This is a genomic window from Mucilaginibacter sp. (genome assembly GCF_039925265.1).
Lineage (GTDB): Bacteria > Bacteroidota > Bacteroidia > Sphingobacteriales > Sphingobacteriaceae > Mucilaginibacter.
This window is the reverse complement of sequence record NZ_JBDSZG010000048.1, coordinates 1-12,734: the sequence shown is the minus strand read 5'-3', so window position 1 is coordinate 12,734 and position 12,734 is coordinate 1. Positions and strand designations below refer to the sequence as shown.

14 protein-coding genes are annotated in these 12,734 nt (G+C 45.4%); 7 read left to right on the top strand and 7 right to left on the bottom strand.

Annotation, left to right across the window (positions count from 1 at the left end; all coding sequences use genetic code 11):
- The first annotated feature begins 61 nt into the window (after window positions 1-61).
- Window positions 62-679: a hypothetical protein gene (locus ABIX36_RS22480; RefSeq protein WP_348084418.1), complete on the top strand. Its 618-nt coding sequence runs from the start codon at window positions 62-64 to the stop codon at window positions 677-679.
- Window positions 680-1,083: 404 nt separating this feature from the next.
- On the opposite strand, the gene ABIX36_RS22475 is transcribed toward ABIX36_RS22480, so the two are convergent.
- Window positions 1,084-2,073 (bottom strand): nucleoside hydrolase, encoded by a 990-nt coding sequence (locus tag ABIX36_RS22475; RefSeq protein WP_348084417.1) that lies wholly within the window; start codon window positions 2,071-2,073, stop codon window positions 1,084-1,086.
- A gap of 89 nt (window positions 2,074-2,162) precedes the next feature.
- On the opposite strand from ABIX36_RS22475, the gene ABIX36_RS22470 reads away from it, so the two are divergent.
- From ABIX36_RS22470 to ABIX36_RS22460, 3 genes are all read left to right on the top strand, one after another.
- A complete protein-coding gene (locus ABIX36_RS22470) occupies window positions 2,163-3,068 on the top strand; it encodes an ABC transporter ATP-binding protein (RefSeq protein ID WP_348084416.1) in 906 nt (301 codons plus the stop codon).
- Between the two features lie 3 nt (window positions 3,069-3,071).
- Window positions 3,072-4,325: an ABC transporter permease gene (locus ABIX36_RS22465; RefSeq protein ID WP_348084415.1), complete on the top strand. Its 1,254-nt coding sequence runs from the start codon at window positions 3,072-3,074 to the stop codon at window positions 4,323-4,325.
- 278 nt (window positions 4,326-4,603) lie between these two features.
- Window positions 4,604-5,551 carry an exopolyphosphatase gene (locus ABIX36_RS22460; RefSeq protein ID WP_348084414.1) on the top strand — a complete coding sequence of 316 codons (948 nt, stop codon included), beginning with the start codon at window positions 4,604-4,606 and terminating at the stop codon, window positions 5,549-5,551.
- Here ABIX36_RS22460 and ABIX36_RS22455 read toward each other — a convergent pair whose 3' ends face one another.
- A complete protein-coding gene (locus tag ABIX36_RS22455; RefSeq protein ID WP_348084413.1) occupies window positions 5,552-6,274 on the bottom strand; it encodes a carboxypeptidase-like regulatory domain-containing protein in 723 nt (240 codons plus the stop codon). It abuts the gene before it with no gap.
- 131 nt (window positions 6,275-6,405) lie between these two features.
- Here ABIX36_RS22455 and ABIX36_RS22450 point away from each other — a divergent pair, with 131 nt between their 5' ends.
- The gene (locus ABIX36_RS22450) at window positions 6,406-8,385 is read left to right on the top strand and encodes a M1 family metallopeptidase (RefSeq protein WP_348084412.1); all 1,980 of its coding nucleotides are present in this window, start codon (window positions 6,406-6,408) and stop codon (window positions 8,383-8,385) included.
- Between the two features lie 178 nt (window positions 8,386-8,563).
- Here ABIX36_RS22450 and ABIX36_RS22445 read toward each other — a convergent pair whose 3' ends face one another.
- The 5 genes from ABIX36_RS22445 to ABIX36_RS22425 form a co-directional block, all read right to left on the bottom strand.
- Window positions 8,564-9,136 (bottom strand): Maf family nucleotide pyrophosphatase, encoded by a 573-nt coding sequence (locus ABIX36_RS22445; protein ID WP_348084411.1) that lies wholly within the window; start codon window positions 9,134-9,136, stop codon window positions 8,564-8,566.
- A 50-nt stretch (window positions 9,137-9,186) separates the two neighbouring features.
- Complete coding sequence (locus ABIX36_RS22440) at window positions 9,187-9,708, bottom strand: HAD-IIIA family hydrolase (RefSeq protein WP_348084410.1); 522 nt, start codon at window positions 9,706-9,708, stop codon at window positions 9,187-9,189.
- 100 nt (window positions 9,709-9,808) lie between these two features.
- Window positions 9,809-10,051, bottom strand: a complete 243-nt coding sequence (gene iscX / locus ABIX36_RS22435; RefSeq protein WP_348084409.1) for a Fe-S cluster assembly protein IscX — start codon at window positions 10,049-10,051, stop codon at window positions 9,809-9,811.
- 33 nt (window positions 10,052-10,084) lie between these two features.
- Complete coding sequence (locus tag ABIX36_RS22430) at window positions 10,085-10,417, bottom strand: 2Fe-2S iron-sulfur cluster-binding protein (RefSeq protein ID WP_128531503.1); 333 nt, start codon at window positions 10,415-10,417, stop codon at window positions 10,085-10,087.
- Between the two features lie 19 nt (window positions 10,418-10,436).
- Window positions 10,437-11,219: a DUF2520 domain-containing protein gene (locus ABIX36_RS22425; protein WP_348084408.1), complete on the bottom strand. Its 783-nt coding sequence runs from the start codon at window positions 11,217-11,219 to the stop codon at window positions 10,437-10,439.
- 85 nt (window positions 11,220-11,304) lie between these two features.
- On the opposite strand from ABIX36_RS22425, the gene ABIX36_RS22420 reads away from it, so the two are divergent.
- Window positions 11,305-12,225 (top strand): alpha/beta hydrolase, encoded by a 921-nt coding sequence (locus ABIX36_RS22420; RefSeq protein WP_348084407.1) that lies wholly within the window; start codon window positions 11,305-11,307, stop codon window positions 12,223-12,225.
- Between the two features lie 36 nt (window positions 12,226-12,261).
- Window positions 12,262-12,591: a YbjQ family protein gene (locus ABIX36_RS22415; protein WP_348084406.1), complete on the top strand. Its 330-nt coding sequence runs from the start codon at window positions 12,262-12,264 to the stop codon at window positions 12,589-12,591.
- The last annotated feature ends 143 nt before the right edge of the window (window positions 12,592-12,734 follow it).

The window sequence follows — 12,734 nt, the reverse complement described above, 5'->3', positions numbered from 1 at the left end:
GGGTTAGTTTGACTCCGGGCTTTTTAGTTGCTGTATTTTTGTTAAATTAGGCAGATAGATTATGATGAAACTAAGCCTGAGGAAAACTTATTGTGTTATAGTTATTACACTGATATATATAATATTAGTTGCTTTATCCGGCATGTTTAAGATTACCCATACGCCGTTGAATAATTTCAGCAAGCTTATAAATAACTTTTTAATCCAGGGTGCATATTTTATGATGATGATGTATTTGGCATCGATTTTAAAATCAATTCACGAAAAAAAAACCATTGTTACAGCCGTCCTTATCTACACTTTTTTTGATGCAATTACTTTTTTGCTGCGTACATTCTTATTTGGATTTTCGGTAATACATGGCGATATGGCGTTGAATATTATAACTTTTGTTGTTACCCTATATTTCATCTTACAAACCTGTAGCGTTAAACACACAGATTTTTCATTCCCCTTTAAAGCGTTCGGTATAATCGTGTTGTTTTCACTTATATTCAGAGCAATTGCTGCCACTTTATTCATTATGCACTGGGCTGGTAGCAACATGTTAACCTTTATGGTTATAGCAGAATTGCTTATACCAATACCCATGCTTATCATTTTCTATAAAACCTTGCGATACCTTAAAAAGGGCGGTGTTTTAAATGACTCGACCGCAGACACGATCGAATTGTCCTGATGCGACGAGAGATGATTCCTCAACACGTCATGTCGAATTTATTTTGGCACCCCATCACAAAAGTCTGCGATTGCAAGGTCGCCAGCAACAGGTTACTTGTCCCGTGGGGTTCTGAAACAAGTTCAGAATGACGTTGGGGTGACTTGACTTGTCCTCAAAAAAGTGTTTCACTATATTTTTCTGATAACTCCAGTTTTTACATAACCAATTAAAAACAAACAACTTACAGCTAATATATAAACAACAGGGGTGTTCCAAAGTGTTTCACGAAAAACTGTAAAATACTGGTAATCAATATTGTTTTAAAAATAAGTGTTCCACATTTAAATTGGAACACTTGCAACCGGTATAGGATTATTAATTTAAAAACCCTCCCCCCTGTTGCGGTGTCTCACCGCAACCATTCACCGCCGCGGCTGATGCATGATTAGCTCATTTATCAAGTTCTCCACTTGCCTGGCCGGCATCTTCTCCACCAGATAGAAATGCCCTTTACCTGCATCATTCCAGGTATTGTTGCCGGCATCCAACACTTTTACCCTGCCGGGATGCAGGGTGTAGTAGTGGGTATATCCGCGTACGGCAACCAGCACTGCAGTTTCGTCCCAGCTTTTGCGGCCAATGCTGTCTTCTTTGGCCATGGGGATACTCAGGCTAAAAACATCTTTTACGGGTGAGTTTTTTATGGAAGTATTATGTATCAGCGTCAGGCCAACCTTTATCTTCTCTCCTATTTCAAAGCCGCTTAATATTACCGGCGTTGGCCAGTGATCAAACGCGTTTTGGCTGGCGGGTGCATCTTTCATTACATTAAACTCCCAACCCTCGGGGAATTTGCCAGCCATGCTTATCAATTGTTTCACCTTTTTGGCTACCAGTTGCCTGCCATCCAACGGCGAATATTTATCGGGCCCGGAGAGCAGCAGGTTACTCATATTGGTTAAAAAGCCAATGGTTACTATGGTTACGTTTTTATCCGGCTGGGCCGAAAGTATTTTGCGGTAGAGCGTTATGGCGTCCTGTGCTTCGACATTGCTTTTTAGTTTATGGGGATATTTGGCCAAAACGGTATCTGTCCAGTGCTGAAAGTCGCGCAGATCCAAAGCCTTCCCTTTGGGTACACCAATGGGAATATTGGGCCGTTTAAAATAGGTATTGAACACATCCAGCACGCCGGCAACACCTTCATAATTGGTACTGGCCATGGTGGCTAATATTTTGGCTTCGCCCCTGTCGGCAAAGGCATGGAGCATGGCTATCGCGCCCACATCATCATAATCAGGCCCCATATCGCTGTCAAAAATAATACTGACGGGCTTTTTGTTCAACTGCTGGCTCTTTGCATTCATCGCGAAGCAAAAAACAACTATGGTAAGCAATATGGGTTTATACATGGCTTTTTATTTAACTAATATATAAATTTAAATGTGTAACAAACACACGCGGGCCAAATCTAAATAATCATAAAACACCACCCACAAACATGCTAAGCATACGCAACATTGTTAAGCAATACGCCGGTCACCGCGCGTTAGACGATGTGAGTTTAGAAGTAGAAAGCGGCAAAATATTTGGCCTGCTTGGCCCAAATGGCGCCGGTAAAACTTCCCTCATCCGCATTATTAATCAAATTACCGCTCCCGATTCGGGCGAAGTGTACTTCAACGGGCAAAAGCTCGACCAGTCGCACATTAACCGTATTGGCTATCTGCCCGAAGAACGCGGGCTGTACAAAAAAATGGAGATCGGCGAGCAAATGATTTACCTTGCCCGCCTGAAAGGCCTTAGCCGTGCCGATGCTACCGCCAAACTCAAATTCTGGTTTGAGAAGCTGGGTATGGAAACCTGGTGGAAGAAAAAGATAGAAGAACTCTCTAAGGGGATGCAGCAAAAGGCGCAGTTTGTGGCCACCGTACTGCACGACCCTGAGTTGATCATTTTAGATGAACCCTTCAGCGGTTTCGACCCGGTGAACGCGGAGCTGATAAAAGATGAGATATTGGAACTAAACAAAAAAGGTGCTACCATCCTGTTCTCTACCCACCGTATGGAATCGGTAGAGGAACTTTGCGACGCCATTGCGCTCATCCATAAATCGCATAAGATATTGGATGGCCGCGTAAAAACTATCCGCAACTCCTACAAAAACGACACTTACCTGGTAGAATACACCGGTGAGCATTTAGATTTTAACGGCACACAACCGTTCGACCTCATTAGCGATGTGCCCGGAGAAGATAGCAGCCACACCATCAAAATAAAGCTGAACAACACCACGGCTAATGATGTGCTGCAATACCTGCTGCCCAAAACCCGCATCAATATGCTGCAGGAAGTTATCCCCAGCATGAACGAGATCTTCATTGAAAAAGTGAACCAAATTAAATAAGCCATGAATAAAGTATTACTTATTATACAGCGCGAGTACGTAACCCGCGTAAGGAAGAAAGCCTTTATCGTGATGATATTTGTGGTGCCTGCGTTGCTGTTGGGTATGTCGGCACTGATTGGTTATGTTGCTAAAAACAACCAGGAACTCAGTAACGACCAGTTGGTTAAGGTGATTGACGAAAGCAACGCTTTCGAAGGAAAATTCCACAACCAAAAGCATATTAAATTCGAACCTGCCAAGCAATCCATAACAGATGCTAAAGCCGGGTTACAGGAAAATGAGGACCTATCGGTATTATTGATCCCTGCCGACTACGCGAAAAAGCCCGTACAGATCTTCTCTAAAAAGAAACCCTCCTACCATCTCACCGAAGAGGTAGAAAAGCAAATGAACAGTATTGCATCTACCAAAAGTATGATAGACCATCATATAGATACCGCTTTTCTGAACAGCATCAACAAAAACCGCATCTCGGTAAACCCGATGGAGGTTACCGCAACCGGCACTAAAGATGCCAATGTGGGCACTACCATGTTTGTCGGTATAGCCTGCGCCATTTTAATTTACCTGTCGTTATTCATTTACGGCGCCCAGGTAATGCGCGGTGTTATCGAAGAAAAAACGAGCCGTATCATCGAGGTGATCATCTCTTCGGTTAAACCTTTTCAGCTGATGCTGGGCAAGATCATTGGCGTAGGGCTCGTTGGTTTAACCCAATTCGGGGCATGGATTCTGCTTTCTGTAATATCGTCAAAAATTGCCGGCCACGCGTTTTCCGGGCCTGGCAGCCCGATAGCTGGCGCATTAGCAGTTATTGCAACTATCCCTTTTGGCTACATCATGGGCTGCTTTATTTTCTATTTCCTTACGGGATACCTGCTTTACAGCGCATTGTTTGCAGCGGTAGGCTCCGCAGTGGATAGCGAAACGGAAACACAGCAGTTTATGTTTCCCATCACTTTGCCATTGCTGTTTACTTACCTGCTATCGGTAACCGTATTGTTCCAGGCGCCGGATAGCCCGCTGGCGGTTTGGTTATCCATTATACCGTTTACAGCACCAGTAGCCATGATGGTGCGTATACCTTTTGGTGGCGTAGCACCTTGGCAATTAGCGCTTTCCATGTCGCTAATGGTAGTTGGATTTTTATTTACCACTTATGTTGCCGCCCGTATTTACAGGGTTGGTGTACTGATGTATGGCAAAAAAGCAAGCTTTAAAGAACTGGCCAAATGGTTCTTTTATAAAGAGTAATCATTTTTTTAGACGGGAAGGGATGGTGCGATTCCCCTCTTGAGAGGGGTGCAGGGGTGTGTTAGCCACGATGCAATAAGGCGAACTTTTAGCCTGCATACCGCATAACACACCCCGCCACCGCACACTCCCTCCCGCGCCCCTCTCAAGAGGGGAAATAAACGTAAGGGGATATTAGCAATGCTGCATTCATAGATAATCTTTACCCAAAACCGCATCATAAATTCAAAAATCCCTTGCGAAAGCCATACTTTTGCGGGGATTTTTAATTGCTACCCATGCCCAAACAAAACAACTCTTCTGCCAAACGCATCGCTGTGATGGATCTTGGTACCAATACCTTTCACCTGCTGATAGCGGAAGCGGGGGCCGATGACTTTAAGGTTATTCACCACCAAACCGAAGCGGTAAAAATTGGCGAGGGCGGCATCAACAAAGGCGTTATCCAACAAGCCGCTTTTACCAGGGGCATTAAGACCATGCAGGATTTTAAGAAACGTATAGACGAAGCCGGTGCAACCCAGGTGCGGGCCATAGCCACCTCTGCCCTGCGCAGTGCCGCCAATGGTAACGATTTTATAGCCGAAGTGGAAGCTAAAGCAGGGATACAAATAGAAATTATTAATGGAGAACAGGAAGCCGCGTTTATTTACGAAGGGATAAAAGCCAGCGGCGCGCTTACCGATGAAAACGCCCTTATTATAGATATCGGTGGCGGCAGCGTAGAGTTTATCATCGGTAACAATAAAGAAGTGCTTTGGAAGCAGAGTTTTGAAATAGGGGCTGCAAGGCTGATGGACAAGTTCCATAAAACCGACCCGATACCGGTGATTTCCATAAAAGCCATGACCGCGTACCTGAACCAGCAATTAGCTGATCTGTTTATCGCCGCAATGCAGTACAAGCCCACTGTTCTTATTGGATCCTCGGGCGCGTTCGAAAGCTTTGCCGAGGTGATAGAACTGGAAAAGAGTAAAGCATTCGACATTAAAAAAACAAAATCCTACGAGTTTGATACCGACGACCTGCTCGAACTCATCGAGCGCCTTATCAAATCAACCCATGCCAAACGCGCCAGTACAAAAGGCATCATCCCGGTACGGGTGGATATGATCGTAACCGCCAGCCTGCTTACCATCTACATTATGCAAAAACTGGGATTGGTAGATGTGAGCATGTCTACCTATTCGCTTAAAGAAGGGGTACTGGCGGGGATGCTGGGTTAATTAAAAAATATTTTTTATTTCAAACCACCACCGTTTGTAAAAAGGTTGCTTTATAGTTGTATATACTACAATACCCAAAGCAACGCTTACACTGTTCTCAAATACCGGGTTTATTATTATTTCGCGTTTTTTATCTAAGTTAACAACTGGTAGATCTATTGCTGTGTAGCCTATAGTGCTTACCGTAACCCAGGTAGCAGATGTCGGCGCCCGCAAAGTAAACGAGCCATTTACCGTCGTTTGCGTACCAATATTTGAATCTTTTATCCTCACCGATGCGCCTGGTACAGGCAAGCCGTCGTCCTTGGCAATTACCACTCCTTTTATAGTGATATAGCTGGTGGTGTCGAGTTGGGCTGTCTTACCCATCAATTCTGGCGCAACAGGTGCTTGTTCTGTTTTTGGCGGCACTTGTGCCTTCGCGTTTACAGCCGGGAACAGCATACTAAGCGAGGCCGCCGCGATAAAACCTTTCCAGGTAAAGCGTTTTCTGCTTTTAATTTCCAGCTGATGATTAATGGCTGCCAGTTTGCTGCCGGTTATGCGTCCGCAGGTGTTTTTGTGCGATGCGAGGTAGGCGATAACATCTGCATTCGGCATCGCTGTAAAATCGATTACAGTTTTACAGCAGCTTCGGCAATGTCTGCCGTTTTCTGCGGCTGCCATTTGCGGCCAACTTTCGTGGCAGGGTGTGGGGATATTGATGCTTTTGATGGGCTGCATACGCTGGTTTTATTACAGGATGCAAAACCCGCCTGCATTCCATAAATGTTTTAAAAAGTTTATCCTTTTTTAAGCATAAAAATAATATTACAGGCAAGCTTTGTATCTTGCTGTGCTTTTTACCCAATCCTATGAAAACCACTTTTATCTCCGCCGCGTTATTATCTTTAACCATACTATCCGCGCAGGCGCAAAAGAAAAACCCCAACGATACCGTTACCAGTAATTATCAGCCTGCGGCCTTATTTTCTACTCTGCCTTTTACCGAGAAGGGAAATGAGTTCCATTCGCCCAATGGCGAGCCGGGGCCAAAATACTGGCAAAACCGGGTGGATTACCAACTGGAGGTAAAGTTGGATACCGTGGCTAAAACCATCAGCGGTTCGTCAACAATCAACTATACCAACAACAGTCCCGATGCCCTGCAATACCTGTGGCTGCACCTCGACCAAAACACCTATAAAAAAGATGCCCGCTCCAACTTTGTAACCGGCTTTCCCGCGCCGGATCATACTACGGGTTATCAAATCGAATCGGTATCCCTGCTGCAAAACGGTAAGGCTACCAAGCTGAATTATGTAATTACTGATACCCGGATGCAGGTACGTCTGCCATTGGCGGTAAGTCCGAAAGGTGGCAAAATAAGCTTAGTAATTAAATACCATTACACCATCCCCGGTAGTTTTGGCGGACGGACAGATTACATCGATACCAAAAACGGCAAGATCTACGAGATTGCCCAGTTTTATCCCCGCATGTGCGTGTATGATGATATGCGCGGCTGGGACACCGCACCTTTTTTGGGCAGCGGCGAGTTTTATTTAGAGTACGGCGATATAGATTATAAGGTAACGCTCCCTGCGGATATGATCGTAGCCGGCTCAGGCGAGTTGGTTAACCCTGCGGAGGTGCTTACCGCCAAACAGATCAGCCGCTTAGCCTCTGCTAAAGCCAGCGACAAAACCATCATGATCCGCACTGCAGCCGAAGTTACCGACCCGTCATCGCGCCCGGCGGGCAAAAGCTCGCTCACCTGGCACTTTAAAATGCTGAACACCCGTGATGTTGCTTTCGGGGCTTCTAAGGCTTTTATTTGGGATGCTGCAAGAGTTAACCTGCCGGGCGGTAAAAAATCGCTTGCTATGTCTGTTTACCCTGTAGAGAGCGCCGGCAAAGAAGCTTGGGACAGGGCTACGGAATACCTGAAAGGTTCGATAGAATATTTTTCCGAAAAATGGTTTGTGTACCCCTATCCGGTTGCCGTGAACGAGGCGGGTATTGCAGGCGGCATGGAGTACCCCGGTATTGTTTTCGATGGTATTACCGATAAAGGCAAGGATCTGTTCTGGATCACCGCCCACGAGATAGGGCACAACTGGTTCCCGATGATCGTTGGCAGCGATGAGCGCCGCTTTGCCTGGATGGACGAAGGCTTTAACACTTTTATAGATGTTTATGCCTCAGATATGGTAAACAAAGGCGAGTTCGGTCCGAAACGTGACAGCGAGTACGCCGAGAATAGCGGCAACCCCGCAGATGAGATCATCCCCTTTATCACCGACCCGGAAGCGCCCAGCATGATGACCGCACCTGATGCCATACCTGAAAAATACCGCCACCCTTACACCTATTTCAAGCCCGCCTTCGGTTTAATATTGCTGCGCGAACAGATCCTGGGTAAAGACAGGTTTGATTATGCCTTTAAAAACTACATCCACAAATGGGCCTACAAACACCCGCAGCCCGATGATTTTTTCCGTTCGATGGAAAACGGCGCGGGCGAAGACCTGAGCTGGTTTTGGAAGGGGTGGTTCTATAATAACTATAAATTGGATATCGCTTTGATAGACGCTAAATACGTAGATAAAGACCACACCAAAGGCATCAAGGTAACCATTGCCAACAAAGAGCTAATGGCTATGCCATTCACCGTAGAGGTAAAACTAAAGGACGGCAGCAAGCAACGCACTTATTTCCCGGTAGAAACCTGGCTGCAGCAAAAAGTGGCAACTATCACTATCCCTACAACCCAGGATGTAGAAAGCGTTACCGTTGACCCGGATAATGCCCTGCCGGATGTGAACAGGAAGAATAATGGGAAGAAGTTGTAATGATTTCTGGGCTTGGCACCCTCTCCGCGCGTCATTGCGAGGCACGAAGCAATCTCTAAACTATGCATGAACGCAATGCATGTCGCCAACTTGCCTATCTGGAGATTGCTTCGCGCCTCGCAATGACGCGGTGGGACTTGAAACCGTGGATATAAGAGAGAAGCGAAGTATCGCTTCTCTACGGGAGAAGATTTTTCAACTGCTGATACACCTTCTCTGTAGGCAAACCTACCACATTGGTATACGAACCGTTGATCCGCTCTATGCCGATGAGCCCGATGCGCTGCTGGATGCCGTAAGAGCCGGCTTTATCGAAGGGTTGGTATTCTTCCACATAACTCCTGATTTCTTCATCAGTAAGCTTACGGAAAAACACTTCTGACATATCGTAGAATTTGTTATATTGGTGCTTATGCAGCAGGCAAACGCCGGTATAAACCTGATGTACGTTACCGCTTAGCTTGTGCAGCATTTCTATAGCGTGTTCGGCATTATCGGGCTTGCCCAGGATCTCACCCTTAATACAAACAATAGTATCGGCTGTAAGCACTACCTCATCAGTAATATCTTCGTCAAATGCTTCGGCTTTCTTTTGGGCAATGTAAAGGGCTATTTCGGCCGGTGTAAGTCCGTCGGGGTAAGATTCATCCACCTCCTTTAAAACCACCCGGAAATCAATATCCATCAGTTTCAAAAGTTCCTGCCGCCTTGGCGATTTGGATGCGAGAATCATTTGAGGAAAACCACTCATACAAGAAAACTTTTGACTTTTGACTTTTTACTTTTGACTTTTTACTTGAACTACCAGCTGTACGCCTGTTCGTTCATCCATTTGCCTTGTATCTTCATCACTTTTTCTATGATATCGCGTACGCAGCCTTTGCCACCTGCGTAGGGTGATACAAAGGCGCTAACGGCTTTTATCTCTTCGCAGGCATCAGCCGGGCAAACCGGGAGGCCTACCATTTTCATCACGCCAAGGTCAGGGATATCATCGGCCATATATAACACGTTTGATGGGTGTATGCTTTTTTCTTCCACGTAGATCTTAAACCTTTCGGTTTTGGTATTCGCGCCAAGGTAAACATCATTAATACCCAAACTATTTAAACGGAACAGCGCGCTTTTACTGCGGCTGCCAGATATCGCTGCCACATTGTAACCACTTTTTACGGCCAGCTGCAAGGCATATCCATCCTTAATATTAAAAGAACGGCTCTGTACACCGGTTTCGGTCACCATGATCGATCCGTCGGTCAATACGCCATCCACATCAAAAATAAAAGTGGTTATATCTTTAAGCTTGTTTAAAAAGGATTCCATTATATATGATTACACCGATTATATTATGATTTCACAGATTGGGGACCGATTGCACATTTCATCTGCACATTTGAAATTTGCACATCTGCACATCCAACTACTATTGATTATCCCGCCATTCGTATACCCAGGCACTTTGGATCTGCTCCAGGTGGCCCTCGTTAGATTCCTCGCGCGTGCCTGCAAAGTTGGGGAGGGAAAGTACCCACTCCAATAGTTCCGTAAAACGGATGCGGTAGATCTTCGATTCGCCAAAATCATCGCCGAACTTTTCGTACAGGCTCAAGGCTATATCTTCGTGGTCGGCCCAGTGTATTGGCAGGGCGAATTTATCGTCGTTCATTTCTTGCTTGTGAGTGATCGTTTCTATATGTAATTAGTGGCCCATAAAGCCCGATTGATCGGGCAGGGTAACTTCAATATCGCCATCTATAATAACGCACTGGCAGCCCAGGCGCGATGTAATGCGCGGATTTACGGCCCTGTCAATAAAGTCTTCTTCCTTATCAGAGATCTCCTGGATGTTATCCATCCCTTTATTAACATATATATGGCAGGTGCTGCAACCGCAAACGCCACCGCAATTGTGCTGTAAATCTATGCCGTTTTCCAGGCATACGTCCAAAACAGATTCCCCTTCGGCAATTGGCAGTTCAATGGTATCATGGTCTGCCTCTTCAAAGTTGATCTTTATCTTAAAAATATTCATTTTGGCAAAAGTAACAAAATTAACTATCCCTGTTACCTGTGTTACTGTTTTTGATAATATCCTGACTTAGTAGCAGGTAAATTTGCTGCAATTCATCCTTTCCATCCAGCATTTGCAGGTGCGCCTGCATGGTCTGCTCATCTTTACGCACCGCGGGTCCGGTTTGAACCGTGGCCGGCGGATGCGCCTTTATCTTATCAGCGGTCTCCAGTATCAGCGGGCGCAGCATATCAAAGCTCATATCATGCTCCTTTAAAAGCGCTTCTGACACGGCATAAAGGTGATTGGTAAAATTGCAGGCGAACACTGCGGAAAGGTGCAATATTTTGCGCTGCGCGGAATTTACCCGGTAAACATTATTGCTGATGGTTCGGGCAAGCTCTTCCAGTTGCCTGGTTATCTCTTCGGTAGCGCCTTCAATACACATGGGTACATCCCAAAAATTGAGCTCTTTGGTTTTACTAAAGGTTTGCAGCGGATAAAAAGCACCGGCATCTACAGTAGAATTCAGCAGCATTTGCAGTTCAACAGCGCCCGAAGTATGTACTATCAGTTTTTTAAACGGGGACAATTGGGGCACAATTTCCTTTATCACGTCATCCTTAACAGCGATTATAAAGATGTCGGTTTCACTGTCAATATCCTTAAGGTTATCAATGGCAGCTGCACCAACATGGTAGCCCAGCATAGCAGCATTTTGCATATTTGGGCTGTAAACCTGCACCAAACGGTGGCCGGCATTTTTAAACGCCGCAGCCAGGTGTGTGGCAACATTGCCCGAGCCGATAAGGGTGATGCGCATTAGTTTTTATTATACATGTGGTGCAAAATTAAATATTTCCGTTACTTTTATTTCGTAAACCAATAATCCTTATTCCCCCGCAAAAATGAAGCTTCTTAAGCGTTTTGTTACTTTTCTTTTGGTGCTTATTATTTTAGGAGCAGCCGTTGCCGCCATTTTTTATTTCACCCAAAATAAAGAAACAAAAGAGATTACTTACAACCTGCGTAAAAACACCAATGGCAGTTATGTAGAACTAAGCGGCGGCGTTACCCACTATGAGCTTGACGGCCCCGACTCCGGTAAAGTTGTTGTGCTGGTACATGGCTTTAGCGTACCGTATTATATATGGAATGGCACCTACGAATATTTAGCCGAACACGGCTTCCGCGTATTGCGTTACGATGAATTTGGCAGAGGCTATTCTGACAGGCCCGACACCGTTTATAATAAAGCACTTTATCTGGACCAGTTAAAAGAATTGATGCAAAAACTGGAGCTTAAAAAACCGGTGAGCCTGGTAGGCGTGTCATTCGGTGCCGCCGTTGTTACCGATTTTGCCAACGACTATCCCGACATGGTGAGCAAAGTTGTATTGGTAGACCCGGCCTACAAATTTGGCAAGCCCGACTTTATATCATACATCACCACTTTTAAAGAAATAATTAATGCCGATAAGCGCGCGCTTGGCCAGATGGAGGATTTTAAATACCCCGACAGGCACCCCACCTGGGTAGAACAATACACCCCGCAGATGGAATATAAGGGCTTCCGCAACGCGTTGGTTTCTACGCAATACAACTACTTATTCAATGCCCGCGAAAGCTATGCGGCCCTTGGCGCGAAAAATAAACCTGTTATGCTGATATGGGGAAAAGAAGATAAAACAGTGCCCTTTACGTTCAGCGATTCGGTAAACCGTGTTTTAAAATCGGAATTTTTGCCTGTTGAGGATGCCGGCCACCTGCCTTTTATTGAGCAGGGCGAGATTGTGAACCCGGCTTTAGTAACATTTTTAAAGAAATAGTATCTAAACGTTAAATCAATCATTACAATATTAATTATGGACACTTCACTCATCACCACCAGCAACACGTTAGAAGGTTACAAGATCACCAAACACCTGGGCGTTGTGCGCGGCATCACCGTACGCAGCCGCAGCGTTGTGGGCAATTTTGCAGGTGGCATACAGTCGCTTTTTGGCGGCAGGCTTTCTGTTTATGTTGAGCTTTGCGAAAACGCCCGCGAAGAGGCCTACCAGCTATTGATACAACACGCCCGCGCGATAGGCGCTAATGCTATCATCAATATGCGCTACGATGCCAATGAAGTAATGCAGGGCATTACCGAAGTACTGGCCTACGGCACCGCAGTTGTGGTGGAGAAGGTTTAAGAAAACCTCACCCTGCCCTCTCCAAAGAGTAATAGCCTATCATTAGACAGATTTCATAAAACGTTCCGCTGGAACGTGAAAATTGCCGTTATTTTTTCTACCCATGAGACGTTCCTCCGGAACGATTTTGTTTCTTCATCCCT

Excerpts from the sequence above, each read along its gene's own strand:
- ABIX36_RS22480 (WP_348084418.1), top strand. The coding sequence starts at position 62 with ATGATGAAACTAAGCCTGAGGAAAACTTATTGTGTTATAGTTATTACA.
- ABIX36_RS22475 (WP_348084417.1), bottom strand. The coding sequence starts at position 2,073 with ATGTATAAACCCATATTGCTTACCATAGTTGTTTTTTGCTTCGCGATG.
- ABIX36_RS22470 (WP_348084416.1), top strand. The coding sequence starts at position 2,163 with ATGCTAAGCATACGCAACATTGTTAAGCAATACGCCGGTCACCGCGCG.
- ABIX36_RS22465 (WP_348084415.1), top strand. The coding sequence starts at position 3,072 with ATGAATAAAGTATTACTTATTATACAGCGCGAGTACGTAACCCGCGTA.
- ABIX36_RS22460 (WP_348084414.1), top strand. The coding sequence starts at position 4,604 with ATGCCCAAACAAAACAACTCTTCTGCCAAACGCATCGCTGTGATGGAT.
- ABIX36_RS22455 (WP_348084413.1), bottom strand. The coding sequence starts at position 6,274 with ATGCAGCCCATCAAAAGCATCAATATCCCCACACCCTGCCACGAAAGT.
- ABIX36_RS22450 (WP_348084412.1), top strand. The coding sequence starts at position 6,406 with ATGAAAACCACTTTTATCTCCGCCGCGTTATTATCTTTAACCATACTA.
- ABIX36_RS22445 (WP_348084411.1), bottom strand. The coding sequence starts at position 9,136 with ATGAGTGGTTTTCCTCAAATGATTCTCGCATCCAAATCGCCAAGGCGG.
- ABIX36_RS22440 (WP_348084410.1), bottom strand. The coding sequence starts at position 9,708 with ATGGAATCCTTTTTAAACAAGCTTAAAGATATAACCACTTTTATTTTT.
- iscX (WP_348084409.1), bottom strand. The coding sequence starts at position 10,051 with ATGAACGACGATAAATTCGCCCTGCCAATACACTGGGCCGACCACGAA.
- ABIX36_RS22430 (WP_128531503.1), bottom strand. The coding sequence starts at position 10,417 with ATGAATATTTTTAAGATAAAGATCAACTTTGAAGAGGCAGACCATGAT.
- ABIX36_RS22425 (WP_348084408.1), bottom strand. The coding sequence starts at position 11,219 with ATGCGCATCACCCTTATCGGCTCGGGCAATGTTGCCACACACCTGGCT.
- ABIX36_RS22420 (WP_348084407.1), top strand. The coding sequence starts at position 11,305 with ATGAAGCTTCTTAAGCGTTTTGTTACTTTTCTTTTGGTGCTTATTATT.
- ABIX36_RS22415 (WP_348084406.1), top strand. The coding sequence starts at position 12,262 with ATGGACACTTCACTCATCACCACCAGCAACACGTTAGAAGGTTACAAG.